Origin of the sequence: Micromonospora sp. NPDC047134 (genome assembly GCF_040643455.1) — a bacterium.
Classification (GTDB): Bacteria; Actinomycetota; Actinomycetes; order Mycobacteriales; family Micromonosporaceae; genus Micromonospora.
Window position 1 is genome coordinate 1 of the sequence record NZ_JBEYUI010000013.1, and the last position, 25,400, is coordinate 25,400.

At 67.7% G+C, this 25,400-nt stretch carries 23 protein-coding genes, 1 tRNA gene and 3 pseudogenes; 17 read left to right on the plus strand and 10 right to left on the minus strand.

Going from position 1 to position 25,400, the window contains the following annotated elements; translation table 11 throughout:
- Window positions 1-96: 96 nt before the first annotated feature.
- The 4 genes and pseudogenes from ABZ795_RS16915 to ABZ795_RS16930 all read left to right on the plus strand — a co-directional run.
- Window positions 97-414 (plus strand): annotated as a pseudogene (locus ABZ795_RS16915) (transposase); the annotation flags it as partial.
- Between the two features lie 329 nt (window positions 415-743).
- A complete protein-coding gene (locus ABZ795_RS16920) occupies window positions 744-1,658 on the plus strand; it encodes a hypothetical protein (protein ID WP_357531024.1) in 915 nt (304 codons plus the stop codon).
- A gap of 2 nt (window positions 1,659-1,660) precedes the next feature.
- The gene (locus ABZ795_RS16925; protein WP_357531025.1) at window positions 1,661-2,131 is read left to right on the plus strand and encodes a hypothetical protein; all 471 of its coding nucleotides are present in this window, start codon (window positions 1,661-1,663) and stop codon (window positions 2,129-2,131) included.
- A gap of 202 nt (window positions 2,132-2,333) precedes the next feature.
- On the plus strand, window positions 2,334-4,169 hold the full coding sequence (locus tag ABZ795_RS16930; RefSeq protein ID WP_357531026.1) for a hypothetical protein: 1,836 nt from the start codon (window positions 2,334-2,336) through the stop codon (window positions 4,167-4,169).
- 1,300 nt (window positions 4,170-5,469) lie between these two features.
- Here the strand turns inward: ABZ795_RS16930 and ABZ795_RS16935 are convergent.
- Window positions 5,470-5,808: pseudogene (locus ABZ795_RS16935) on the minus strand (hypothetical protein).
- Window positions 5,809-6,089: 281 nt separating this feature from the next.
- Here ABZ795_RS16935 and ABZ795_RS16940 point away from each other — a divergent pair.
- The 5 genes and pseudogenes from ABZ795_RS16940 (at window position 6,090) to ABZ795_RS16960 (ending at window position 10,503) form a co-directional block, all read left to right on the plus strand.
- Window positions 6,090-6,305 carry a winged helix-turn-helix domain-containing protein gene (locus ABZ795_RS16940; RefSeq protein ID WP_357531027.1) on the plus strand — a complete coding sequence of 72 codons (216 nt, stop codon included), beginning with the start codon at window positions 6,090-6,092 and terminating at the stop codon, window positions 6,303-6,305.
- Window positions 6,306-6,994: 689 nt separating this feature from the next.
- Window positions 6,995-8,074 carry a hypothetical protein gene (locus tag ABZ795_RS16945; protein ID WP_357531028.1) on the plus strand — a complete coding sequence of 360 codons (1,080 nt, stop codon included), beginning with the start codon at window positions 6,995-6,997 and terminating at the stop codon, window positions 8,072-8,074.
- A 44-nt stretch (window positions 8,075-8,118) separates the two neighbouring features.
- A pseudogene (locus ABZ795_RS16950) lies at window positions 8,119-9,089 on the plus strand (replication initiator); the annotation flags it as partial.
- A complete protein-coding gene (locus tag ABZ795_RS16955) occupies window positions 9,086-9,283 on the plus strand; it encodes an excisionase family DNA-binding protein (protein WP_357531029.1) in 198 nt (65 codons plus the stop codon). The pseudogene ABZ795_RS16950 and the gene ABZ795_RS16955, both read left to right, overlap by 4 nt.
- Window positions 9,283-10,503 (plus strand): tyrosine-type recombinase/integrase, encoded by a 1,221-nt coding sequence (locus tag ABZ795_RS16960; protein ID WP_357531030.1) that lies wholly within the window; start codon window positions 9,283-9,285, stop codon window positions 10,501-10,503. Before ABZ795_RS16955 ends, ABZ795_RS16960 begins: the two co-directional genes overlap by 1 nt.
- Window positions 10,504-10,579: 76 nt before the next feature.
- On the opposite strand, the gene ABZ795_RS16965 is transcribed toward ABZ795_RS16960, so the two are convergent.
- Window positions 10,580-10,651: transfer RNA gene (locus tag ABZ795_RS16965), tRNA-Val, on the minus strand.
- A 50-nt stretch (window positions 10,652-10,701) separates the two neighbouring features.
- Window positions 10,702-11,118: a TIGR02611 family protein gene (locus ABZ795_RS16970; RefSeq protein ID WP_357531031.1), complete on the minus strand. Its 417-nt coding sequence runs from the start codon at window positions 11,116-11,118 to the stop codon at window positions 10,702-10,704.
- A 541-nt stretch (window positions 11,119-11,659) separates the two neighbouring features.
- Between ABZ795_RS16970 and ABZ795_RS16975 the strand changes: the two genes are divergently transcribed.
- Window positions 11,660-12,091 carry an SsgA family sporulation/cell division regulator gene (locus ABZ795_RS16975; RefSeq protein ID WP_007457244.1) on the plus strand — a complete coding sequence of 144 codons (432 nt, stop codon included), beginning with the start codon at window positions 11,660-11,662 and terminating at the stop codon, window positions 12,089-12,091.
- Window positions 12,092-12,200: 109 nt separating this feature from the next.
- Here ABZ795_RS16975 and ABZ795_RS16980 read toward each other — a convergent pair whose 3' ends face one another.
- Window positions 12,201-12,977: a glucose 1-dehydrogenase gene (locus tag ABZ795_RS16980; RefSeq protein WP_357531032.1), complete on the minus strand. Its 777-nt coding sequence runs from the start codon at window positions 12,975-12,977 to the stop codon at window positions 12,201-12,203.
- Window positions 12,978-13,153: 176 nt separating this feature from the next.
- On the opposite strand from ABZ795_RS16980, the gene ABZ795_RS16985 reads away from it, so the two are divergent.
- A complete protein-coding gene (locus ABZ795_RS16985; protein WP_357531033.1) occupies window positions 13,154-14,047 on the plus strand; it encodes an AraC family transcriptional regulator in 894 nt (297 codons plus the stop codon).
- A gap of 61 nt (window positions 14,048-14,108) precedes the next feature.
- Window positions 14,109-14,564 (plus strand): Rrf2 family transcriptional regulator, encoded by a 456-nt coding sequence (locus tag ABZ795_RS16990; RefSeq protein WP_327021982.1) that lies wholly within the window; start codon window positions 14,109-14,111, stop codon window positions 14,562-14,564.
- A gap of 22 nt (window positions 14,565-14,586) precedes the next feature.
- Here ABZ795_RS16990 and ABZ795_RS16995 read toward each other — a convergent pair whose 3' ends face one another.
- Window positions 14,587-15,198 carry a flavin reductase family protein gene (locus ABZ795_RS16995; protein ID WP_357531034.1) on the minus strand — a complete coding sequence of 204 codons (612 nt, stop codon included), beginning with the start codon at window positions 15,196-15,198 and terminating at the stop codon, window positions 14,587-14,589.
- A gap of 245 nt (window positions 15,199-15,443) precedes the next feature.
- Here ABZ795_RS16995 and ABZ795_RS17000 point away from each other — a divergent pair, with 245 nt between their 5' ends.
- Window positions 15,444-15,623, plus strand: a complete 180-nt coding sequence (locus tag ABZ795_RS17000; RefSeq protein WP_327021984.1) for a DUF4236 domain-containing protein — start codon at window positions 15,444-15,446, stop codon at window positions 15,621-15,623.
- 85 nt (window positions 15,624-15,708) lie between these two features.
- Here the strand turns inward: ABZ795_RS17000 and ABZ795_RS17005 are convergent, their stop codons facing one another.
- Window positions 15,709-16,548, minus strand: a complete 840-nt coding sequence (locus ABZ795_RS17005) for a hypothetical protein (protein ID WP_357531035.1) — start codon at window positions 16,546-16,548, stop codon at window positions 15,709-15,711.
- A gap of 56 nt (window positions 16,549-16,604) precedes the next feature.
- Window positions 16,605-17,126, minus strand: a complete 522-nt coding sequence (locus ABZ795_RS17010; RefSeq protein ID WP_357531036.1) for a VOC family protein — start codon at window positions 17,124-17,126, stop codon at window positions 16,605-16,607.
- Between the two features lie 51 nt (window positions 17,127-17,177).
- Between ABZ795_RS17010 and ABZ795_RS17015 the strand changes: the two genes are divergently transcribed.
- From ABZ795_RS17015 to ABZ795_RS17025, 3 genes are all read left to right on the plus strand, one after another.
- Window positions 17,178-17,651: a MarR family transcriptional regulator gene (locus tag ABZ795_RS17015; protein ID WP_357531037.1), complete on the plus strand. Its 474-nt coding sequence runs from the start codon at window positions 17,178-17,180 to the stop codon at window positions 17,649-17,651.
- A 57-nt stretch (window positions 17,652-17,708) separates the two neighbouring features.
- Entirely contained in the window at window positions 17,709-19,646 is a 1,938-nt protein-coding gene (locus ABZ795_RS17020) for a tetratricopeptide repeat protein (protein ID WP_357531038.1), read from the plus strand.
- Between the two features lie 221 nt (window positions 19,647-19,867).
- Window positions 19,868-22,090, plus strand: coding sequence for an ATP-binding domain-containing protein (locus ABZ795_RS17025; protein ID WP_357531134.1), 2,223 nt, complete (start codon window positions 19,868-19,870; stop codon window positions 22,088-22,090).
- Between the two features lie 135 nt (window positions 22,091-22,225).
- Here ABZ795_RS17025 and ABZ795_RS17030 read toward each other — a convergent pair whose 3' ends face one another.
- Window positions 22,226-22,627, minus strand: coding sequence for a hypothetical protein (locus ABZ795_RS17030; protein ID WP_327021989.1), 402 nt, complete (start codon window positions 22,625-22,627; stop codon window positions 22,226-22,228).
- Window positions 22,628-23,070: 443 nt separating this feature from the next.
- Between ABZ795_RS17030 and ABZ795_RS17035 the strand changes: the two genes are divergently transcribed.
- Window positions 23,071-23,376 (plus strand): hypothetical protein, encoded by a 306-nt coding sequence (locus ABZ795_RS17035; RefSeq protein ID WP_327027188.1) that lies wholly within the window; start codon window positions 23,071-23,073, stop codon window positions 23,374-23,376.
- A gap of 97 nt (window positions 23,377-23,473) precedes the next feature.
- Here the strand turns inward: ABZ795_RS17035 and ABZ795_RS17040 are convergent, their stop codons facing one another.
- Together ABZ795_RS17040 and ABZ795_RS17045 are read right to left on the minus strand one after the other, a co-directional pair.
- Entirely contained in the window at window positions 23,474-24,682 is a 1,209-nt protein-coding gene (locus ABZ795_RS17040; RefSeq protein ID WP_327021990.1) for a sporulation protein, read from the minus strand.
- Between the two features lie 118 nt (window positions 24,683-24,800).
- Window positions 24,801-25,358 carry an AAA family ATPase gene (locus ABZ795_RS17045; RefSeq protein WP_357531039.1) on the minus strand — a complete coding sequence of 186 codons (558 nt, stop codon included), beginning with the start codon at window positions 25,356-25,358 and terminating at the stop codon, window positions 24,801-24,803.
- Between the last annotated feature and the right edge of the window lie 42 nt (window positions 25,359-25,400).

Sequence of the window (25,400 nt, forward strand, 5' to 3'; positions counted from 1 at the left end):
CCGCCGAACACGAGGCCCTACACGCGATGACCCACCCGGTCACCGCACCCCTGAAAACCAGCTAACCAACTGTCCATCAAACCCGGGGCTTGACACGAGTTCGGCGACCAGTACCCGGCCGTCATCAAACTGTGGCGGACCTCCTGGCCGCAGTTCGTGCCGTTCCTCGACTACGACCACGAGGTCCGCAAGGTCCTCTACACCACCAACATCATCGAGTCCCTCAACGCCCGGTTCCGCCAAGCCGCCCGCCGGCGCGGGCACTTCCCGACCGAGCAGGCCGCGATGAAGGTCCTATACCTCGTCGTCCAACAGAAACGCAAGGGAGGCGGCAGTATCACCGGGCGGGTCTACGGTTGGGCCAAGGCCCTCAACGCCCTGATCCTCGCCTACGGCGACCGGATCACCATCTAACAACCTCGATCACACCGACGGTCAAACACGGAAAACGACACACTCCCCCCACCAGGGCGCAGCATCGATCAAGGCTGGGAGCCTCGCTGCATGCCTGGCCGTCTATGGGCGTCGCAGCCATCATCGGTCGTCGCTTGACGCCCTGTAGACGCCCTCGTGCCCTGGCACCACCTTGATCTTTATCGTCAGGGAGTTGCTCACCGTCGGGGCCACTCCAAGCTTGCGACCGACGGCAAGCCGACAAAAAGGTTCCCTAATGGACTTGGACCAGTTAGGGTCGAACGCTCTTATGCCCCTTACAAGTCCATGCTGAGCTTGCGGGAGAGCGCGTGACCACTCCAGTGGCCTGGGATCCGAATGACTGGGAACGATGGTGCCTTCAGCTCCTCCGTCTCGCTTACGGCGCCGATCAGCTGCAGGAAATGCCCGCTCGCCACGGCGGCGATATGGGCATCGAGGCGTTCACCTTTAGTGGGCACGCCTTTCAGTGTTATGCGGCCGAAGAGCCTGCCAGCGTGGCTGACCGCTATGAGAATCAGCGGGACAAGCTTACGCGTGATATGAAAAAGCTCATCACCAAGAAGAAGGACTATGAGAGGCTTCTGGGCAATGTGAAGCTCAATTGCTACTTCTTCCTCGTGCCGTACTTCGACTCAAAAGAGCTCGTCTTGCATGCGCAGCAGAAGGCTGCCGAATACCTGGACGCGGGCTTGCCCTTTCTTGACAGCGGCTTCCGGGTCCGAGTCGTGACTGACGACGCCTTTAAAGAAGCTAGGAGCCTTCTGCTGGGGCGCCCGAAAGAGCTGATCTCCGTGCCTCCCACCACTGAGGACGGCTTGAGGGACTGGCTGGACGAAAATACAGAGATGCGCCAGACGGTAGATAGAAAGCTATCGCCACTCTTTCCCGTCGACAACCATCGCGATCGCTACGTGGGCGAAGTGATCGCGCACTACCTAGACTCCGAAAACTATCTACAGAAGCTCCGAGAGCGTTACCCGGATCAGTGGGAAGATGCCTCACGTACTGTGACCCGCACCGAGCGACGGCTCAATATGGAGTATCTGTCTTCTGGTGAACCTCACACAGGACGGCTTATTGTTCAAATTGTGCGGGATCTAGAGAAAAAGCTTTCCCAGGGTGTTCCACTTCTTGATGCGGATGCAGCAACAACCCTGGCATGGGGGGCGGTCGGGGATTGGTTGATTCGGTGCCCGCTCGACTTTGAGGGCGCAGGGGTGTGACCGTGGGTATTCTTGAAGAGGCATTTGCGGGCGCTGAGGGGATAGTGCGCTTCACTCCTCGACCTGATCCCATTCCCGGAGACCTACGGCTAAGTTGGCGCTTGTCCGCACTGGTCCTCGTCCTAGATAGGTCACGCGGCAAAACAGCCAATCTCGAGCAGATACATTTCCTGACTTCGGCCATCAGGTCTGAAGAATTGGCGCGTATGGCAATCCGATGGTTCAACGGGTCGAAAGCGCCGGATGACCCGGTGATCCGTTACGATCCCGCAATGTCGCGAACAATTGGGCTGGCTGTCGCTTGCGGTCTTGCTGCTTGGAAAGGTCCGTCGGTCTCGTTGACAGGCGATGGACTTGAACTCGCCGCAAAAATTAAGAGCAACCAAATGGTCATGCAACGCGAGAAGGCCTTCTTGTCGGGGCTCCCGCGGGCAATATCTCAGAAATCCGTCCGCGAAGTGCTGGAGGTGTAAATTGCTTCAAGTTAACGCGCTTCAGCTTAGAGCGGAGACGCCTGGGCCCGTCTTCGGCGCCGACATCACTCTCGAACAGGGCCTTAATGTCGTAAGGGCAGACAACTCAAGCGGAAAATCGACCTGCCTCCAGGCGCTCTTATATGGCCTTGGCCTTGAGGGCATGTTGAGCCCACGGCGAGAAGTCCCCCTACCCCACGCCATGACGGACTCAATCGAGCTGGCTGGGAAGCGGCTCGATGTAAGGCGGTCTCTCGTCCGCCTAGAGATTCAGAACGGGCGAGGCGACATTGCGACTGTCGAACGTGCGGTGAAGGCGCGGGACTCAAGCAACGGTCTGGTGAAGGTACTGATGGGCAGGGGCCTGACGGGTGACGGAATCGGGCAACGGCGTGACTATTTCGTCAGACGCAGAGGCGCAGCGCAGAATGAGGCAGGATTTCATAGATGGCTTGCGGACTTCATTGGCTGGCAACTGCCACGTGTCACTCGCACGGACGGTAGCGAGGGACTTCTTTACCTAGAGTGTCTGTTCCCGTACTTTTTCGTAGAGCAAAAGCATGGCTGGCTCGGCTTGCAGGCGCGAATTCCTACCTACTTCGGAATTAGAGATGTCGTTCGGCGATCCGCCGAATTCGTTCTGGACTTGGACGCCTACGGCCTAGTTCTTCAGCGGCAGCGCCTCGAATCGGAAGCGGCAAACATCGAGTCGGAATGGCGGCGTCACGTTGAGCGGGTCAACGCCTCTGCTGCAGCAGCCTCAGTTGTGCTTAGAGGACTTGGCACCCGACCGCCAATTGATCCTGATCTCGTAACCTTTGACCTGCTCATGCCCTCTGGGAACAAGTGGATAGATCTGGACGAGGGGATCCGGCGCCTCAGATCGGAGCTTGCCGCGGCATCAGCGATGCCGCTTCGAACGGTGTTAGAAGATCAAGAGGACTTAGAGCGGAGCCTTGAATCCGCTCAGTCCGACCTGACCGTCATAACTGTTGCTCTATCCGAAGCTCTCAAAGAGTACGAGGACTCGCAGGCTAGGGCCAGTAGCTTGAGTGTTCGGCTGTCGGCCTTAATGGAAGACCTGCAGCGCCATAAGGATGCAGTGGTATTGCGTGATCTTGGGTCTCGCAATCTTCGGGTTTTCGATGCGGAACCTCACTGCCCAACCTGTCACCAATTCCTTCCTGACGGATTTGACGTCACCGAAAATCCAATGTCGGAAGAGCAGAACATTTCCTTCATCGAACAAGAAGTGCGCAGCTTTAAGGCGATGCAGCAGGATGCCCACCGCCTGACCGATGCGCTGCGCGTCCGGGTGCAAACTCTGCGTCAGTCGGCTACGGGAACGAGGGCGCGGATTCGTGACATCAAAGATAGCCTTGTAGCGCCATCGTCTACTCCTTCTCCTGCTGACATTGCTGCTAGGATCCGCCTTGAAGCCCAACTTCAGGCGCTTGAGAAGCTTCGAAGTGAAATGGAGGGCGTAGAGGGCGTATTGCGAGGGATCGCGACGCAGTGGGCGTCGAATCGCCGCCTTCTGGCTGAAATTGGCAGGGAGCGCCTTAGCCCGACCGATAAGGCCAAAATCACCGAGTTGGCATCCAGCTTCCGGAGCCAGTTGGGCCTTTACGGATTTCGGTCGCTTAGACCGTCGGATATCAGAATTTCCGAGGAGACGTACCGGCCGACGCATGACGGCTTCGATTTGGGTTTCGATCTCTCGGCTAGTGATATGATCCGCTCAATCTGGGCGTATCTACTATCACTGGCTGTACTCGGGCGCTCATATGAAACGAACCATCTTGGGTTCTTGGCGCTTGATGAGCCCCGCCAGCAGGAGGTTGAATATCCAGACTTTGCGTCCTTCATTCGCCATCTAACCGAGGTTGCAGGCCCCGGACTGCAAGTCCTGGTCGCAACCAGCGAAGAAGAGTCCCGGATGCGGGACATGCTAGCCGGCCGGGCGCACACGCTGATTAGCGTCCCGCCCCGACAAAAGCTGTTACGACCTGTCGACGAGGACTACGTGGAGTGGTAATCAGTTGTCGGATGTCGCTTTCGCCGCAGAGCGCCACCGATTCCGATGCCATCCCGATGCCGCCGACCCACACCTTGGTGGAGCGGGCCAGGGCCAGGGTGACAAGGTGGAGCGCCCCTACCAGACGACCTTGGCACCCTGGCCCTGGCCCGCTCGGCTCGCCTGGGTCGGCGGTGGACGGGATGGCATCCCTCAACCACTACCACCCACCCACCGGAACCGTTCGGCAACTCCATCCTGGAGTCGTCTGGCCCCGCCGGAGGCACAAGCTTTAACCCCAACCCCTGCCCTACCCACCGCCCTCTTTCCCACCCTCTCCTCTTCCCCACCTCGGACCCGTGAGCGGTCGGCGTGATTCCGTTCGGCAACTCGCCCGGCCCGGCCGTCGACCGGTCCGTGGTTCCCTGTCGTGAGGCTGAGTGTGTGATGTGAGGTAGGACGTTGTCGTCCTGGTCCCGGTCGACCTCCGGGACTCGTCACCGGTTCCCTTCACGGAACCACGGGTGACGCGCGGGGCGGGCGTGGGTTTCGGGCCGGCTGACTTACCGCCCCGCCGCCGAAGGCGGGCGGGGCGGCGGCTCCGTCAGGAGCCGGTTACCGCGCCCGGCCCGCGCCGCGCGGAGCGCGCTTGATCTAGTACAGGCCAAATTCAGCAACGGATCACAGAAAGCTCCGAGTCGACCAAGGCCAACCACGACACGCACCTGCCCTGACCGGCACTCGTGAACCCGGCAAACGACGTCCAGGCCTTGATGGGCCACGAGAAGCCGTCGACGATGCTCAACCTCTACACCCACCGGTCGGACAGGAGAGATCAACCCATCCGCGACGCGTTTGCTGACGCATAGGTGACTCATGACCATGTCCGTCGATGCAGTTCGCAAGAGAGGCACCCTCTTTCGAGGGTGCCTCTGCTGCTTATTCGTGGTGGGCGATACTGGGATCGAACCAATGACCTCTTCGGTGTGAACTCTCGGCAGGCCGGTCGAATGGGGTGCCGTGCGAGGTCATCCGGCCTGGTGGCGCTCCTGCCGGTCGGGTCCGGCTGGCACGGTTGCTGTACTTCGCTGCTGTACTTCCGACGGCTGCCTCGCCCAACCGATGAAGCGCCGATGCAGCGCACCGGCCGACGCCCAGGGCATATCCTCGGCGGCCTGCACGAGACAGACACCGAGATAGAGAGCCAGCGACACCGGCGCGCCGGCGTACTCCGCGCGCAGCTCACGCCGCCGCGTCGGACACGGCCAGGGAAGGCCGCAGCCGCCGCAGTTCCAGATCGGCATCACCGGGCCGTGAGTCGTCACCGCACACCGCCCAGAAACTGGACCACGCTCGCGCGGGCCTGCCGACTGGTCGCCCGCTCCACCTGCCAGCACGGGTACGGCACCAGCCGCGACCACCACGCCCGACAACCGGCACACATGCCGTCGAGCCCCCGCACGTGTACCGCGAGGATCGTCCGTTCCGGCCCGCCGGTCACTGCTCACCCTCCCCAGGCCAGTGACCACGATTGATCGGAATGCGATGTCGAGCACGACACGGCAGTTCGGCTCCGCACCGGCAGATGCGCCGCCAGCGCTGCCAAGACCACACTGGCCGGTGTCGGCGGGCGAGGGTCAGCGCGACAGCTAGGACGTATTCGCCGTAGGTGACCCGATTGACCGGCTCGTTGCTCGCCCGACCCATGATCGTTCCTTTCGGCCCTGTCGAAGGGAGCACTGCCACCTCCTTGTTGCCGTAGCCGCTTGAAGACGTGGATGTCCGAACGCGGGGGAATGCGCCGGACATCCACGTCGGCGAGGACGGCCAAACAGCGCCAACCGAGGGAATCGACCTCCTCGCCAGCCTCCCATGGGTAGCGTTGGGTAGACAGGGGCTGACGTAGGTGGTCTACTCGTGTTGCCAACCGAGGAGAACCAAGTGCCACCGCGTTACCGATACGAGCAGATCGCCGACGACCTCGCCGAACGCATCGCATCCGGCGAGTTCCCACCAGGCTCCAAGCTGCCCAGCCGCCGAGAGCTGATCAAGCACTACGAAGTCACCGAGCCGGTGATCGACCGCGCCATGCAGGTACTACGGATCAAGGGAATGACCGAGACCTTGCCAGGCGTAGGCGTCTTCGTCGCCGAGTAGCCTCTTACACCCAACCCTGCTCGGCCTAGACCCCTCGCTTGTAAGTTCTGGGCGCGCTGTCCGGCAGCGTATGCCGACGTCCGCCACCTCGGGCGCTCGTCCGCGTGCCACCATTGGCGGCTGTCGTGTTCCGGTTCGTTGCTGTCGGCGCTGCTGTCACCAGCCCCGCGCACACGGTTTAGGAAGGGTGTAGCGCTTGTTGCGCAAACCTTTCCCCTACCAGCGCACACTCCCGACGGCTTGCCGACGTGGCGCTCGATCATTTCGTAAATGTTCCGGATCTTGTCAGTTGGCCCAGATGCGCGGACGGGTTTCGCGCTGAGGCTCCAGGCCGGAGCGTTGGCAGTGCCCAGATTCGCAATGCCTCCTTTGCGCCGACGGGCAAGAGAGCATTAAACGATCTTGCACGAGCCCAGAGCCGAGGTGCCAAACCCAGGTCAGCGAGTGTCGCGAGCGCCGTCGCGTGGAATTCCGTCGGCGGCATTGACGTCATCGCGGCAAACTCTTGACTTGACCATGTGACGCTGAGGACTGTAGGCCCGGGGCGATGCGACGAACAACCCGCTGCGCTTGGACAAGGGGTTCGCTGGGCTTCACGAGCGAACGGCCAGGATGCCCGGAATTGGGGTAACTCCGGTCACAAACCACAAAGCCAGATTTGTTGTCATACCTCAGGAAGGGAGAAGGGTGTGGGCGACAGAGACATTGACGTCGTGCGCGGTATGACGCAGGGTGGTGAAGGCATCCAGCAGGAACTGATCGCTCAGCGCAAGCAGGAGTGGCTGGAGGACGTCGTCATGACCGACGAGGAGCGTGAGCGTCGCGCCGAAGAAACGCGCCAGTTTGAGGCGCGTCGGGCAGGAATGCAGACTTTCTTCGAGTTGGATCCGCGACGCGAGTTGCTCGGGGACCTGGATGGTCCCCCACAGTACGATGACGAGCAGCAGGTCTGGGTCCAGCGCTGCACATACGGGCAGCTGATGGCCCCAGAATCGGCAGCGGAACTTGAGCCGGCCCCATCAGGTGGCGTGCGCCCCAAACATCACGGACAATGGCACGAACCAGTGGCCGAGGTACAGGCGGACGCACTGTACGCTGCCGATATCACCCTAGCCTGCGTGAGGTGCTTTGGCACCGAAGATCCTGGTGGGTTGTTCAAAGAGGCGGCGGACGAGATCTACGTCGTCGCCGTTGCACCCGACATCCGAGGCACGTTTCGATCGGATGGTAGGGCGATCCAAACATGGCGCTCGGAGACTGTCCAAGATGTCAAGCCAAAACGCCTAATCCTGACCGAGAGGGTAATAGCCCAGGACGTACCGATTACCGCACACGGGTTATGGATCAGCATCGCCATCTACGACGAGGAGTCGGGCGGGCCAGCCGAGGCTGCGGCCGTCGTAGGAGAGGTTGTCAGCGCTCTGGACCACGACTTTACGATGACGGCCGGTGACGCAAAGGCGCAGGTCGAGAAGTACAAGACAGTGGAGCTACTGGGCAAAAAGGCACTGGAGAAGGTTGCCGAGGAGCTCACCGACGACCTCATCGAGACAAAGACATGGAAAGTCGACGGAAGCTGGCTGATGGACTGGCTGCGCGGGGTGCGGAACATGCCGGACTTTAGGGGTGAGACAGAGGGCATTCAGGCCAATTTCCCTTATGACAATCCGTTCGGGCAGCGGTGGCTATTCTCGGGCGGCGGAGGGTCATACAAGGTCTATCTCGACATCGCACCCAAGCAGCTGGGGCCTCCGATTTATCGCATCTGACAAGGGCTGCGGCGGATCCAGTCGTCTCACACACCTCTTCTACCAGGGTCGTCTGGAACTACTTCTCCGGCGAGCTGTGGCGACGCACCAAGCAGGCCATCGAACGCCGCCTCGCCGCCCTCTGCCGCAAGCGCGGCATCCCCTTCGTCCGGGTCGTTACCGCCTCCGGAAAGATCCGCTGGGTGCCGCCCGTGCGGGTGTCGCACGGCAAGGTCGCCGAGATGCAACGCCGGGCCGCCGTGCACTTCCACGTGCTGCTGCGCCTCGACAGCGTCGACCTGGACAACCCGGACGCTCTCGTGCCGCCGCCAGCCGGCATCACCATTGACGACCTGGAAGACGCGGTCCGCGTCGCCGCCTCGCGAATCACCGTCACCACGCCCCCGCACCCAGACCGGCCCGAAGGCGGGCTGGTCGCCTGGGGCGAGCGGTCGACGTTCGCCGAATCAATAGCGCCGGGGGCGAGCTGACCGACGGCAAGGTCGCCGCCTACCTGGCCAAGTACGCCACCAAGGCCACCGAAGCCACCGGCCACTGCTCCACCCGACTCACCCCCGCCACGATCGACGGCTATGCCGACCCAGGAGGCGACCACCTCGCCCGCCTCATCGACGCCTGCTGGCACCTCGGCCGGCCCACCGGCACTGATACCGCCAGCGGCGCCGCAACCGACGAGGACCGTCAAGGCAGCCTTGACGCCAAACCTCGCCCCTACGCCGGGCTGCGCCGTTGGGCGCACATGCTCGGCTTCGGCGGCCACTTCCTCACCAAGGCCCGCCGCTACTCGGTCACCTTCCGCCTGCTCCGCGATACCCGCGCCACCTACCGCCGCACCGAAGACAACGACGACACCGACACCGACACCATCGGCACCCTCGTCTACGTCGGGTCCGGCTGGCTTAGCGAAGGTGATGCACTTTTGGCCAACACCGCCGCCGCCCAGCGACGGAAAAGCAAACGCATCGGTCGGGAAGAACTCGCCCACGGAGCCCGGCTCAACGGGGCCGCCGCGTGAGCCATGACCTCCACCCGCGCTGGTACTCCCCCGCCGAGGTCGCTGTCCTGCTCGGCTTCGGCATCTCCAAGGTCAAGATGAAGATCGCCACCGGCGAACTGCGCTCCATCAAGGACGGCAAGTACCGCCGCATCCTCCCCGAATGGGTCGACGACTACATCCGCGAGCAGGTCGACCGGCAGGAGGCCGCCTGATGCCCGGACGTTCCCGCGCCAACGGGGAAGGCTCGATCTTCCCGTACCGCAACGGCTTCGCCGCGTACGTCTGGGTCACCAAGCCGGACGGGAAGCGGACCCGCAAGTACGTCTACGGCAAGACCCGCGACGCCGTCCACGACAAGTGGATCAAACTGCACCAGCAGGCCAAGGCCGGACCGGTGGCGACCAGCGTTCCCACGGTCGGCAGCTTCCTGGCCTACTGGTTGACCGAGATCATCGAGCCGAACCGGGCGCCGCTCACCTTCGCCACCTACGAGACGTTCGTCCGCCGCTACCTCTCCCCCGGCCTCGGGTCCAAACGGCTCGACCGGCTCCAGGCGCGCGATGTGCAGACCTGGCTGAACCAGGTGGCCCGTACCTGCCAGTGCTGCGCCCAGGGCAAGGACGCCGCCCGCCGTCAGGAGAAGCGGCGCTGCTGCGCGGTCGGCCGGTGCTGCCAGGCGGTCCCGTCGACGCGCACGGTCAGCGACATTCGGGCCGCGCTGCGGGCCGCCCTCACCCACGCCCAGGCCGAAGACCTCATCACCCGCAACCCGGCCGTGCCGGTCACCCTCGCCACCGTCCGCCGTCGCCGCGGCAAGTCCTGGTCCAGCGACGAGGCACGCCGGTTCCTGGAATCCGCCAGAGCCGACGCCGATCCGCTCTACGCCGCATATGCCCTGGTCCTCGTCACCGGCCTACGCAAAGGCGAAGCCCTCGGCCTCACCTGGGCCGACATCGACCTCGACGCCGGGGAACTGACCATCGGCCGGCAACTGCAACGCGTACGCGGAAAGCTCCTGCACCGCGACACCAAGACCCAGGCGTCCGACGCCACCCTCCCCCTGCCCGACATCTGCCTGACCGCACTCCGACTGCGCAAGCACCAACGCGACGAGGCCCGAGCAGCCGCCGGTAAGGCGTGGCACGACAACGACCTGGTGTTCACCACCCGCTACGGCACGCCCATCGAGCCGCGTAACTTCCAGCGCTCCTGGCAGATCCGCTGCGACAAGGCGGCAACGAAGCCGATCACCGTCCACGACGCGCGACGGACCTGCGCCACCCTCCTGGCCGACCTCGACGTCCACCCACGAGTCGCCATGCAGATCCTCCGGCACGCCCGCTTCTCGGTGACGATGGAGATCTACACCCAGGTGTCCTCGCAGGCGACGAGAGACGCGCTCAAGCGCCTCGGCGAATCCCTGACGCGATGACGAACTGCTGTACTTCGCTGCTGTACGGGCAGCAAAAAGGCCACCTTCATCGATGGAAGGTGGCCTTTTTAGTGCGTGGGCGATACTGGGATCGAACCAGTGACCTCTTCGGTGTGAACGAAGCGCTCTCCCGCTGAGCTAATCGCCCTCAGCGCGCATGACTCTACCCGATCGCGCGACCGGACCGCGAACCCGGGGTCAGTGGGTCGCGAAGTAGTGCAGGACCTGGGCGATCACGTCGATGTCGAGGCTCAGCTTGATCGAGATCAGGGCCACCCCGGCGACGAAGAGCAGGCCGACCGCACCGAGGGCGGCGCGTACGGGCAGTGACTGGCGTTTCACCCAGTTGGCCCAGCCGTGGACGTGGCGGCGGGTGAAGGCGAGCAGTCGTTTGGCCCAGTGGAACTCGACGGCCCAGATGCCGAGGCCGGCGATCACGATCAGCCAGCCGGGGCCGGGGAGCGGGATGAGCATGACTCCGACGGCGACGACGAGGGCGCCGAGGACCGCGATGATGATCCGCAGGGCCAGTCGGCCGGTGGGGTTGGCTCGGATCAGTGCGAGGGTGGTGGAGACTCGGCCCCGCCAGCGGGGTGGGTCACGTCGGTCCGACACGGTGACGTCCCTCTCCTCACTGCTCGCGGCCCGGCCCGTCGGCCCCCGGTCATCCTGCCTGAGCTGAGGGTTGCCCCGTCGGGCGGGACCAGGCCCGTTGGCGTAGTGCCCCGCGTTACGACCGGTCCGATCACTGGCTGTCGACCGATCGCGCTGGCCCCCCTGCATTTTCGGCACCCCGTACCCCCGCTGTTCGTCTCGCGGACCGCGACGTTCGACGGATCCGCCGCGCCGAGGGATCCACTGAGGATCGCTCAACGACCATTTCCTGACCCCAGTGTCGCGCGCGCCCGTCACTGCAACGGCCGACTGGACGTTACCGGAGTAAGTCGACGACTGAACCACCCGATGCCGGGCGGGATCTACGCACTGGGCAGAACCGGAAATCCTAGATGAATTTTCACATTCTCGTGGCCTTTCCGACCCCCTTCCCACCACTGGGTGAAGTCAGCGTATGGCGGAGCGTAGCCAGGAGTAGCGGCTGAGTATGGGAAAAGCGGGACACGCGCGTTCCGCACGCGGTGCCGGGGGGAGAACGTCCATGAGTGTCATCCGACCGACGACCGTTGAGGTCGAGACGTCGCTAAGGCTAGTCGCGCCTGACGCCACCGCCTTGCCGGTGCGTGCCAGTCTGCGCTACGACCCTGCTGACCCGTATGCGGTCCATGTCCTGTTCCATGCCGAATCGGCCGGTGGCGAGGCGGTGAGTTGGTCGTTCGCCCGCGAGTTGCTGGTCACCGGCCTGGACGAACCGGCCGGCATCGGGGATGTCCGGGTCTGGCCCTGGGCCACTCCGCGCGGCGACTTCGTCGCGCTGGCGCTGTCGTCGCCGGACGGCAACGCCCTGTTCGAGGTGCCGCGCAGCGTACTGGTGCGGTTCCTGCGGCGTACCTATGTCGTCGTTCCGCGCGGCCGGGAGGCCGAGCACCTGGATGTCGACACGGCGGTCAACCGGCTGCTCGCCGGGCGCTGACCACGACCGGAACCAGGGCCGCGCAGACCTTCCGGGTCCGCGCGGCCCTGGCATGTCCGGCGGTACGCGGACAGCCTCCCGCCTTCACCCACCCGACCCGTGCAGTCCCTCAGCCGTGGCTGGTGATGCCCCCGTCGACCGGGATCACCGCACCGGTCAGGTACGCGCCGGCCCGGGAGGCCAGGTAGATCGCGGTGCCCGCCATGTCCTCCGGTCGACCGATTCGTCCCAGTGGCACCTGCGCCTCGATGGCGGCCCGCGACCCCGGGTCCTCCAGGGCGAAGGCCATCATCTTGCTCTCGAAGGGGCCGGGGGCGATCGCGTTGACGGTGATCCGTTCCTCGGCCAACTGGTGGGCCAGGCTGCGGGTCAGCATGTGGACCGCGGCCTTGGTGGCCGAGTAGGCGTACACCTCCATCGAGGGCACCCGCAGGCCGTCGATCGAGCCGATGTTGATCACACGGGCCGGGTCGTCGTCCGTGGCGGCGGCCCGCAGGGCCGGCAGCAGTGCGGTGGTCAGCCGGAACACGGCCTTGACGTTGACCGCCCAGAGCTTGTCGAAGGCGCTCTGCGGGTACTCCTCCAGTGGTGCACCCCAGGTCGCTCCGGCGTTGTTGACCAGCACGTCGAGTCGGTCGACCCGCTGGCGTACCGCCTGGGCCAGGGCCTGCGCCCCCTCGTCGTTGCTCAGGTCGGCGGGGATCGCCGTACACCTGCCGTGGGCGGACAGCTCCTCGGCCACCGCCCGGCACACCTCCGCCTTCCGGGAGGAGATGATGACCTCCGCCCCGGCCTCGACGAAGCCTCGGGCGATCATCAGCCCGATCCCCCGCGATCCGCCGGTGACCAGGACCGTCTTGCCGTCAACCGAGAACAGCGCGGTCATGGGAATCCTCTCGCGAGTCGGCCTGGCGACCCGGACCGCGCGGACATCAACACGGTCGGATCGCTACCGATCGGAAACTTAGCCGTCCGGCCCGGCCCCGACAACCCGCAGGAGAATGCGGACGCACCGGCCGGAGAAGATGCATACCGCCGACGCGCGGGCTAACGTCGCTGGTGATGGTCCCTTCCGATCACCTCTCCCCCGCCCCGTTCGACCCCACCGGCGAGATCGAAACGATCACCCTGGGCAGTCTGGCGCCCGACCCACGGTGGCGGCGACCGGTCCTGCTCGACCGGGAGCTGATCGTGCTGACCACCAGCGGCCACGGGTACACCGAGGTCGATTTCCGCCCCCTGCCCTGCCGGCCCGGCACCCTGCTGCGGGTACGCCCCGGGCAGGTGCTGCGGTGTGCGCTGCCCGAGTTGGACGCCACCGTGGTGCGCTGGCATCCGGAGGCGTTGCGCGGGCTGGAGGTGGCCCTCGACGAGGGGCCGGCCTGGTTCCAGTTGGCCGGTGAGGACGAGGACGCCGTCATCAACGAGGTGACTCAGTTGACGGTGGACTCTCGGCGGCACCGGGACACTCCGGCCGGCCGCAGTCTGCTGCGTCACCAACTGACCGTGCTGCTGCTGCGGTTGACCATGCTGCCCTCGGACGGTCGCCGGCCGGAGTCGCGTCCGGAGGAGGTCACCTTCCGTCGGTTCTGCCGAGAGGTCGAGCTGGGCTTCCAGCACAGTCGCCGGGTCGAGGACTACGCCGACCGGCTCGGCTGCTCGGTGCGTACGCTGACCCGGGCCTGTCTGGCGGTGACCGGCCGCAGCGCGAAACAGGTCGTCGACGAGCGGGTGGCCCTCCAGGCCAGCCGGTTGCTGGCCGCCACGGACGAACCGATCGCCCAGATCGGTCGGCAACTCGGTTTCAGCGAGGCGACCAACTTCGGCCGGTTCTTCACCCGCGAGGTAGGGGTCAGCCCCGGTTCCTTCCGGGCCGCCCGCGACCGTCCCGGCCCGGGCCCGGTGATCCGTCCCCGTTCGCCGGTCGACACCCAGACCGACATCCACCAGGGGTGACAGCCAGGATCGACTGGGCCCGACGGCCCTGCGGTCGGCGTGGATTGGGCATGATGGCAGGGTGCAGATCTCCGCGCGTGGCGACTACGCGGTACGGGCGGCGCTGAGCCTGGCGGCCGCGTACCCGGCCCTGCTGTCCACTCAGACCATCTCCGCGGAGCAGGACATGCCGCGAAAGTTCCTGGAGGCGGTGCTGGCGGACCTGCGTCGGTCCGGCATCGTCCGGGCCCAGCGGGGGGCGGAGGGCGGCTACGCCCTGGCCCGGCCACCCCGGGAGGTGACCGTCGGCGCGGTGCTGCGGGCGGTGGAGGGCCCGCTGGCCGGTGTCCGGGGTATGCGTCCGGAGGAGACCAGCTACGAGGGGGTGGCGCAGCACCTGCCGGGCTTCTGGGTGGCGGTACGGGCCGCGCTGCGGCGGGTGGTCGACGAGGTCAGTCTGGCGGATGTGATCAGCGGGCGGCTGCCGGCTCATGTGCGGCGGCTGACCACCCAACCGGACGCCTGGGAGCCGCGCTGATCCACGCCCCGGCGGCCGCCGGTCAGAGGGGTGTCGCCGTGGCGGGGCTGCCGCGATGGTGCAGCAGGGGGTCACCGTCGACGCCGACGGAGAGCGCCAGCGGCTCGGCGATGACCAGCGTCTGGTCGCCGGCGGGGATCCGGTGCTCCACCCGACAGAGCATCCGGCCCGGTACCCCGGTCAGCAGCGGCAGCCCGAAGGGGCCGGACTCCCAATAGGGGTACGCGGCGAAGGGGTCGACCCCGCCGGTGCCGAAGACGGTCGCGGCTTCGGTCTGGTTGGCGGCCAGCAGGTGCACCCCCACGTGCTCGGCCCGGTCCAGCACGGCGGCGACCGGGGTGGTGGTGTCGTAGCAGAACGACACCCGCGGTGGGCGTACGGACAGGGTGGTGAAGCTGGTCGCGGTGAATCCGGCGCGCAGCGGCTCCCGCAGGCCGGCGGACCGGGTGTTGCGGGCCACCGCGGTGACCACGGTGACCATGGCGGCCTGCCGGTGCCGCAGGGTGTCGAACAGCTCCTGGTCCACCGGTCGCAGCTGGTCCACCCGGTCCCGCCCGACGGTGGTCACACCGCCGTCCAGGTCGCGGATCGGCAGGGTGGGGTGGCTTTCGCGCAGAGGTACGGGGTGCTGCATGGCAAGTCCTCTCCGGTGCGCGGGGTCGAGCGAACCCCCGGCACCTTCAAAATGTGAGACAGATGCCGCTGGCTCCGCACAACACCGATCCAACCAGTATCTACTGATCCGCATAACCCATCTGATAAATGGGATATTCGGGTTGTGGTGAGGCGACGGCCTCCAATGGAGATCAGCGGCGTTTGCCGAGTCGGCGTTACGGGCATCTTCGAGCGCGCAGGGGACGTGACGAAGGGAGGCCCGTCATGGGTCTGATGTTCCGCAAGCGCAAGAAGTTCGGGCCGCTGATCCTGAACTTCACCCAGAACGGATTCTCGTCCTGGAGCATCAAGCTCGGACGCTGGTCGTGGAACTCGCGGGCCAAGGCGCACAGGGTTGACCTACCCGGCCCGCTGTCGTGGAAACAGGACAAGTCCCGGGCGTGAGAGTTCTCGCAGTCGAAAGTGGGGCGTCGGAGTTGACCGGCGCCCCACTCGCGTGTCCGGCGGAGCCGATCGGCCCGCCGGTTGGTCAGCCTGCGGTGATCATTACGTCACCACCGAGGCGGCCCTGCTGCGGGTCCCGGCTCACCTGCCCCGAGTCGAGCAACCCGGTCAGCGCCCGGACCGCGTCCACCGCCCGGTAGGCCGTGGCGGTGACGGCGTACCGGCGCAGTTCGGTGACCGTACGCGGACCGTGCCGGGTCAACTCGGCCAGCAGTGCACCGCCCAGCGGCGCGGTCTCCACCGGTTGGTCGGTCCGCAGGGGCAGGCCCTGCGGGTCCCGGAGGGCGGCGCCGGCGGCCCACAGGGCCTCCTTGAAGGTCTCCAGGTTGCGGTCCGAGCCGGTGCCGAACCCGATCCGCCCGCCGCCCTCGGCCCACTCCACCTCGCTCACCAGCGGAAACCCGGCATCGGCCAGGGCGGGCCGCACGGGAGTGTCCGCACCGGAGAGCACCAGCACCTCGGCGGGCCGCCCACCGGCCGAGGCGGTGAGCGCCACCGGGTCCACCGGACCCGGTGCGGCCAGGTAGGACAGCACCGGGGCACCGGCCGCACCGGCCGCCCGCAGCGCCACCGGCAACTGGCTGGGCGCACCGGGCATCAGGTGCACCGCCACCTGCGGCGGCAGCTTGGCCTCGACGGCACCCAGGCGGGCCGGCAGGTCCTCGGTGCCGTCGGCCAGCACCAGCACGGAGAGCCGGCAACCGCCCAGCCGGTGGGCGTGCTCGCCGACCACCCGCAGGGCGGTCTCGGCCGGCCCGGCATCCCCACCGGCGTACCCGATCGCGATGGTGGCCCGCCGGGCCCGCCCCAGGGCCCCGGTCAGCCACCCACCCAGATACCGCTCCCAGACCCGCAGACCCACCACCCTCCCGTTCTACCCCACCGCCCTGGAAGCCCGGTGGGCAGGGCGAGAGCAACACCTCAGGCGGGGATGGAGATCCCGACCCCGCCCCGGGTGCTGCCGCCGTAGCGGGCGATCTCGGCCGACAGGTCCAGCCGACCGATGCGGGTCCGGGCGGCCAGGGCGGCGGCGTCCAGCCGGTCGGCCGGCACCAGCCAGACCACCTCGAACTCCAGTCCGTCCGGGTCGCGGCCGTACAGGCTCTTGGTGGTGCCGTGGTCGGAGGTGCCGACCAGGGCGTCCGCCGCGCTCAGTCGCCGGGCGGTGTCGGCCAGTTCGTCGAGGGTGTCCACCTCCCAGGCCAGGTGGTAGAGGCCGACGGTGGCGCGCCCGGCGGTCGAGGCCCCGGCCCGGGCGCCGATGGCGAACAGGCCCAGGTCGTGGTCGTTGGTGGAGCCGGGCGCCTGGAGGAAGGCGGCCCCGCTGAAGCCCTTCGGGGTCATCGGTACCAGCCGGAAGCCCAGCACCTCCCGGTAGAAGGTGACGCTGCGGTCAAGGTCGCTGACGTAGAGCACGGCGTGGTTGAGACGGTGAATTCCCATGTCACCGACGCTAGCCCGCTTTGGTTGAACGTTCAACTACCCGAGAGTATGATGGTCGTCATGACCCGCTGGCTGAATCCGGACGAGCAGCGCACCTGGCGGGGGTTCCTGGCCGCCTCCCGGGCCCTGATGGACACCCTCGACCGCGAACTGCAACGCGACGCCGGGATCCCCCACGCCTACTACGAGATCCTGGTCCGTCTCTCCGAGGCCCCCGAGCGTCGACTGCGGATGAGCGAACTGGCCGACGCCACCGACTCCTCCCGCAGCCGCCTGTCCCACGCGGTGACCCGGCTGGAAGCCGCCGGATGGGTCCGCCGGGAGGACTGCCCGACCGACCGACGGGGACAGATCGCCCGGCTCACCGACGAGGGTTTCGCCACCCTGGCCGCCGCCGCCCCCGGCCACGTCGAAGGGGTACGCCGACACCTGTTCGACGCCCTCAGCCCAGCTCAGGTGGATCAACTACGCCGGATCAGCGAGGCGCTCAACGATCACCTGAGCCGGGGCGTGACCGGATCCTGACCGAACCGCCAAGGCGCGGGACTTGTACATAACGTCGTCGAATGAGCACGATGGGGCGTGCCTTCCGGCTTCGGTGAACTGACTGATCAGGCTCATGACCTGGTTTCCGCCGGCGATCTCGTCGGTGCCCAACGGCTGCTCGCCGACGCGTTGTCCGGCGCCGACCCGCGCCCGGCCAACGCGACACCCGAGCTGGCCGAGGCGGCCGGCCTGCACGCCCGGGTCCTGGTCGCCCTCGGCGAGCCACACTCGGCGCGGGGCTGGGCCGCCTTCGCGTACGCCGCCAGCACCGCTCTGCACGGCCGTTCCGACCCGCGTACGGTGGCTGCCGCCGCGACCCTGGCGGCGGTGCTGCACCGGGTCGGCAGCTGGTCCCGGGCCGCCCGGCTGTACCAGGACGTCATCATCGAACTGACCGCGACGGACGGTCCCGAGTCACTGCGGGTGCTGGCCGCCCACGCCGACCTGGCCACGGTGGAGTACGCCCGAGGCCAGTGCCAGGTCGCCCGCGACCGCCTCCAGGACGCCTGGGAACTGCACCGCGAGGTGTACGGCGACGGCCACCCCAGCGGCATCAAGATGCTGGCCCGGCTCGGTGCGATGCAACGCGACTGTGGGCAGTTCGCGGAGGCACAGGACAACCTGGCCCTGGCCCGCGAATTCAGCCGCCGGCATCTGGCCCCGGACGATCCACTGACCGCCCAGGTGGCGGCCCTGTCCCGGGCCGCCGCCAACCCGGATCACGTCTGCGCGGACACCCCACCGGTGAGCACTCAGGACCCGGTCGTACCGGCCGCCCGGGTCCCACCCCCGGGCGACGCCCCACCGTGGGGTGCCTCGCCGAGCAGCACCGACCCGGCCCCCACCTGGCCGACCGAGGATCCGGCCACCGGCGAGTCGGGATGGTCGGCGGCCTCCGATCCGCTCAGCCCGCACCAGGGCGAGGAGCAGCACCCCGCTGAGGGATACCACCCCAGTCACGGCTACCACCCGCCCGGGGCAGCCTCCCCGGTCCCCACCCCCCGCCAGCCCGCCGACGGCCCGGCCGGCCCCCCGCACGACTGGTGGGCAGCGCCCCCCGAGCAACCCGAACCGGATCCCTACCCGGACCCTCCGACCCACCCGGACCCGTACCAGGCCACATCTGCGGACCCCTACCAGGCTGCGTCCCCGGATCCCTACGAGGCTGAATCCTCGGATCCCTACCGGGCCGTACCCCCGGATCCGTACCAGGCCACGTCTTCGGATCCGTATCAAGTCGCATCTTCGGACCCCTACCGAGCCGCGTCCCCGGACCAGGATCAGGCCGCAGCTCCAGACCCGTACCAGGCGGCACCTGCCGACCCCTACCGGGCCGTACCGCCGGAGCCGTATCCCGAGCGGACCACCTCCGTACCGCCGAGTGTGGTGGGCCTTACCGGGCCGGCGCCGCAGGCCCCGGGGGTCTATCGGCTTCGCCGGGTGGACGAGCCGCCACGGTCCGGGCCGCCCTCGCGGTTGCTCCCGGTGCCGGTGCCCCGGAGCGCCCCCACCCCCGCCCCCGATCGGTCCCGCCGGATGGTGCCGATCGTCGCGGCCGGGGTGGTCGTGGTGCTGCTCGGCGCGGCCGCCGTCATCGCCGGGGTGTCCCAGGTCGGCGGCGGCGAACCCGGTGCGCCGGCCCCGAGCGGCACCGCCGGCAGTGCGCCGGCCACGGCAACACCGCCGGAGGCCTCCGCTTCCCCCGGGGCCCCGCCCACCGGGCTAACCCTGCGCGACAACCGGGACAACGTGACCTTGAGCTGGGAGTACCCGGCCGGCAGCGAGGGGCCGGTGATCGTCTCCGGGGGCCGGGCCGGGCAGCCGCCCAGCCCCTTCGCCGATCTGCCCGCCGGCACGGACAGCTTCGTCGTCTACGGGCTGAACCGCAGCCTGGACTACTGCTTCACCGTCGCTGTGGTCTGGTCCACCGAGGTGGTGGCCCGCTCGGAACAGGTCTGCACGAAGCGTGGCTGACAGTCACCAGCCCGCCCCGGTAGGCACGGATGCGGCGGCGGGCCGGCGGCTGGTTCCGGCGGCCTGCGGGGAGGTATCTTTACCCGTTGGGGCAACAAAAAAGAACGGCCGAAAAAGCCGTTCTTACCTCGGAGACTAATCAATTGGGAGACGGATTGTCAAGGCACTCCGACGGTTCGCCGTCCGACGACGAGATCGGCCGCGAGCAGGAGTACGTCTCGATGCTCTACCAGCGCCTGGACGACCTGCGGGAGCAGGCGTCGCAGCGGCTGACCGAGGAACTGCGGGTGACCGGCGGCACCTTGCAGGCCCGTTCTCAACGCGACAGCGCGGTGCGCATGTACGCCGATCAGGTCGAGCAGTTCTCGGCCGTGGAGAACGGTCTGTGTTTCGGTCGGCTGGACACCGACGAGGGTGAGCGCCATTACATCGGGCGGATCGGCATCTTCGACACCGAGGGTGATTACGATCCGCTGCTGATGGACTGGCGCGCCCCGGCGGCCCGCGCCTTCTACCTGGCCACCGCCGCCAACCCCCAGGGCATCCGGCGCCGCCGGCATCTGCGTACCCGGCAGCGCAAGGTGATCGGCCTCAACGACGAGGTGCTCGACCTGAACACCGCCTCCCCCACCGCCCACGAGGAGTTGACCGGCGAGGCCTCCCTGCTGGCGGCGTTGAACGCGGGCCGGACCGGGCGGATGCGCGACATCGTCGAGACCATCCAGGCCGAGCAGGACCGGATTATCCGGGCCGACCTGCCCGGGGTGATGGTGGTGCAGGGTGGCCCCGGCACCGGCAAGACCGCGGTGGCCCTGCACCGGGCGGCGTACCTGCTCTACACCCACCGGCGGGAGCTGTCGACCCGGGGCGTACTGCTGGTCGGGCCGAACCTCACCTTCCTGCGCTACATCTCCCAGGTGCTGCCCGCCCTGGCCGAGACCGGGGTGCTGCTGCGTACCCAGGCTGACCTTTTTCCCGGGGTGTACGCGCGGCGGGTGGAGCCGCCCACCACGGCCGCCGTGAAGGGCCGGCCGGTGATGGTCGAGGTCCTGACCAACGCGGTACGCGACCGGCAGCGGGTGCCCGAGGAGCCGCTGGAGATCGAGCTGCCGCAGCGGGAGATCCTGGTGCTGGACCCGGCGACCGTGCGGGAGGCCCGGGATCGGGCCCGCCGCAGCGGTCGGCCGCACAATCTGGCCCGCGCGGTGTTCGACATCGAGATCATCCACGCGCTTGCCGACCAGGTCGCCGAGCGCATCGGCGCCGACCCCCTCGGCGGGGAGAACCTGCTGGAGGAGGCGGATCTCGCCGAGCTCCGTCGGGAGTTGCGCGAGGAGCCCGAGGTACGGGCCACCCTGGACGAGTTGTGGCCGGTGCTCACCCCGCAGCGTCTGCTCGCCGACCTGTACGCCGACCCCGACCGGATCGCCACCGCCGCGCCGATGCTCACTGCGGACGAGCGGGCCGCCCTGCACCGGGAACCGGGCGGGTGGACCCCGGCCGATGTGCCGCTGCTGGACGAGGCCGCGGAGCTGCTCGGCGAGGACGACCGGGCCGCCGGCGCCCGCCGGGAGCGGCTGCGCGCCCTGCAACGCGAGTACGCCGAGGGGGTTCTGGAGATCGCCCGGGGTTCCCGCTCGATCGACGTGGAGGACGAGGCCGAAGGCGGCGAGATCCTCGGCGTCACCGACCTGCTCGACGCCGACCAGTTGCTGGAACGTCAGGAGGAGGCCGACCGGCTGACCACCGCCCAACGGGCGGCGGCCGATCGCTCCTGGGCCTTCGGTCATGTGATCGTCGATGAGGCGCAGGAACTCTCGCCGATGGCCTGGCGGCTGCTGATGCGCCGTTGCCCCAGCCGGTCGATGACCATCGTCGGTGACGTGGCGCAGACCGGCGCCCTGGCCGGTACCCCCTCCTGGGCGCAGGCGCTGGAACCCTACGTGGCCGACCGGTGGCGGCTGACGGAGTTGACCGTCAGCTACCGCACCCCGGCCGAGATCATGGCGGTCGCCGCAAACGTGCTGGCCCAGATCGATCCGGCGCTGCGACCACCCCGCGCGGTCCGCTCCAGCGGTCGTACCCCGGTGTCCCGCCGGACCCCGGCGGACCGGCTGGCGGCGGAGTTGGTCGAGGTGGTCACGGCCGAGGCCGCCGCCCTCACGGATGGTCGACTGGGAGTGATCGTGCCGGCCACCCGGGTCGAGGAACTCGGCACCGTGGTGACCGCCGCCCTCCCCGAGGCCGCCATCGGCGAACAACCCGACCTGGAGTCCCGGGTGGTCATCCTGACCGTCGCCGAGGCCAAGGGCCTGGAGTTCGACTCCGTCATCGTGGTCGACCCCGACCAGATCGTCGCCGAATCCCCAAGAGGCCCCAGCGACCTCTACGTAGCCCTGACCCGAGCCACCCAACACCTAACCACCCTCACCCCCACCCCCTGAGTTTCGCCCCGTTGATCATGAGGTTGACGGCAGTAGTCGATCTCCAGGGTGCCGCCAACCTCATGATCAACGCCTATAGGCGGGTGGGTGGGGACCCGGTGGGACCGGTGGGGGTGGGGGTGGGTGGGTGGGTGGTTAGGTGAGGTTGGTGGTTTGGGTGGAGGGGGTGGACTGGTCGCTGGTGGGGCCGCCGTTTGGGGTGCTCAGGCCGCCGGTGGTGGCGTCACCTGTCGTGGTTGGGGCCACCTTGCCGCGGTGCCGCTCCGGTTGGCGGGCCACCCGGCGCGCGCTGGCCGGGCCGGCGGTGCCTCCGGTGGTGGTGATCGCGCCCTGTCCGCGGGTGGGGCCACCGTCGCGCAGCACGTTCGGGTCGACCGGTACCTTCGCCGGGTCGTCCGGGTCGTCGCGCTGGATGGCGCTGTTCACATCGGTAGGCGGCACCGTCACCTCGTCCAGGGCACCCTCGCCGTACACATCGGCGGTGAGTCGCTCCTCGGCCCGGCGGGCGGCGTCCTGTCGCAGGTCGTCCTCACGCATGATTCATCACCTCGCTAACGCGTCGAACTCGCTGGGTGCCCGTCGGCCGGGCGGACAAACCCCGTCCCGCCCGCTGACTCGGCAGGGGTGCTGGACTAACCCCGCCCAGGGGTGCAGGACAAGTTCGGCCGGGGTACGGACGAATCGGGCGGCCGGGACGGCCGCACCGTCAAAGAACTCGGACATTTCACCGAAGTGGAGCGGTGGGGGTTGCCGGGCACGCTGGGCCGGGTCCGGCTGGAGGATCCGGGGTTACTGCCGGTGAGGGGCCGGGTAGACCCCTGGTGCCCCCGCCAGTACGCGAACCGTGCCGTGGCCGACACGCGGTAGCGGGGCGAGGGATCGCAGGACTCATCGCATCCTGAGGAGGACAGATGAGCACGCAGGCTGCATCCACCAGGCCGATGAACCGTCCGGCGCAGGACGTACAGAGCCGTCAGGCCATGCACGAGGCACCCACCCGGCCGATGCCGGCGTACGACGGCCATCGGGAGCCGCAGCCGTCGCCGGGTACGGAGACCAAGCAGGCGTTCCTGACGACGGAATTCTGGATCTACGCGGCGGCGGTGACCCTTGTCGTGATCTCCGCCTTCTGGCGCGGCACGACCGCCAACGGCCTGAACCTGAACAACCCCAGCCAGGCGTGGTTCTTCATCACCCTGCTGACCCTGGGCTACCTGGGTAGCCGTGGTCTGGCCAAGGCCGGTAGTCAGAAGCGTTCGGCCAAGGAACGGAGCCGAGGCCGTTGACGGGCGACATGCCCGCACGGCACGTCGACCCTAGAAGCGGTGGCCCTCCGGGATCTTCCCGGAGGGCCACCGTCTGTTGTCACGGGAGCATCGGCTCCTAGAACTCTTCGAAGCCTCCGAAGTCGTCGCCGCCGAAGTCACCGGCGGCCTCGGCGATCTCCTCCTCGCCACCCTCGAGGGCGTTGCCGATCATGTGACCGGCCACCATGCCACCCATGGCGCCGAGGGCCGCGCCGGCCACGATGCCGCCCATGCCGGGGCCACTGCGGTGCTGCTGCGGGTGGCCGTACTTGTTGGGCGGGCCGTATCCGGGGGGAGCACCGTAGCCCTGCGGGGCGCCGTACCCCTGCTGGGGGTAGCCCTGGGCGGCGTGCGGGGCCGGGTAGCCCTGCGGCGGGTACCCCTGCGGCGGCACTCCCTGCGGGGGGTAGCCCGGCGGGTATCCGGGCGCGCCGCCATAACCCGGCTGCTGACCGTAACCCTGCGGGGCGCCGTACCCGGGGGGGCCGAAGTTCTGGGCCCGCATGCTGCCGTACCGGCCGACCGTCTCGCCCAGCCAGCCGTCGACCACCTGCACCCAGTCCGAGCGCTCGGCCTCGGCGTGCGAGACCTGGTAGCGCCCGAAGACGTCGTGGCCGGGGTTGAGGAAACCGCCGCGCTTGTCGCACTCCAACACCACGTCGACACCGTGCGGGTTGGTCACGAAGGTCAGCTCAAGCTCGTTGATGGTCTGCGCGTACTGCGGAGCGGCGAAGAACTCGATCTCCTGGTAGAACGGCAGGGTCTGCTGTACGCCGTGGATGCGACCCCGCTCCAGGTCGGCGGACTTGAACCGGAAACCGAGCTGGAGGAAGGCCTCCAGGATGCGCTCGTGCACCGGCAGGGGGTGCACGCTGACCTGGTCGAGGTCGCCCTTGTCGACCGCCCGCGCGATGGACAGCTCGGTACGCAGCCCCATCGTCATGCCGCGCAGCCGCTGGCCGTACACGTCCGTGATGGGGGTCTCCCAGGGCACCACCAGCTGGAAGGGGATGGACAGCTGCTGCTTGGGGGCCAGTTGGAAGGAGCCGCTGATCGGGTGCCGGTGGAACTCCATGACCCCGGCGTACTCACTGTCACCGCTCTCGATCTCGACCCGGGTGACCAGCCCCACGGCGAGGTGCTCGATGTTCGCCGGGGCATCCCCGCCGATCAGGTTGACCTGGCCGTCGAGGGGCTGCCCTGGCCGGGTATGCGGATTGGCCAGGACGGTGTCCACACTGGGACCGCCCACCCCGAGCGCGCTCAACATCTTCTTGAAGACCATCGGTACTCCCGCTGGGGTCTGGTGCCCGGTCTCCCTTTTCAGGAGCGGACGCTGACGCGGGCACCCTATCGAATGCCGCTGTGAGGTCGCTGAAAACACAGCAAAGCGCACGCCGTGTTCAGTGTCCGGCGTTGACGAAGGCGACGATCTCGTCGAGTCCGGGACGGTAGCCGTCGCTGGTGTCCACCTCGATCCGGGGTACCTCGAGCCGGACGGGCTGGAAGCCGTGGTGACCGACGGCGTAGGTGGACTCATCGTCACCGAGGGTGGCGTCGGCGTGGGCGCGCCGGATCGGATTCTCGGCCTGCCGTCGCCGGAGGCGGTCGAAGGCCGTCTGCGCGGCGACCCGGCAGTGCACCACCCGGATGTCGGCGATCCTGCTCAACGGCTCCAGGTGGGGGCGCCAGAGGCGGTCCTGGAAGGCCGCCTCGGCGACCGCGGTGACCCCTGCGGTCAGCAGCACCTCAAGCACCGTGAAGAAGGTGGGCAGGGTCCGCAGACTCAAGTCGTCGACCGGTGTCACCGTGAAGTCGCCGGTGGCGTGGACCATGCCTTCCTTGATCTCGTCCCGGCAGATCGCGGGGCAGCCGATCCGCCGGGCGAGCAGGTGAGCCAGTGTCGTCTTGCCGGCCGCAGGCGGCCCGCTGACGACGACGAGGGTAGGGGTTGCGCCCATCATGTCGTTATAGCCCCCACCGGATGCCTGCTGCCGTGTGGA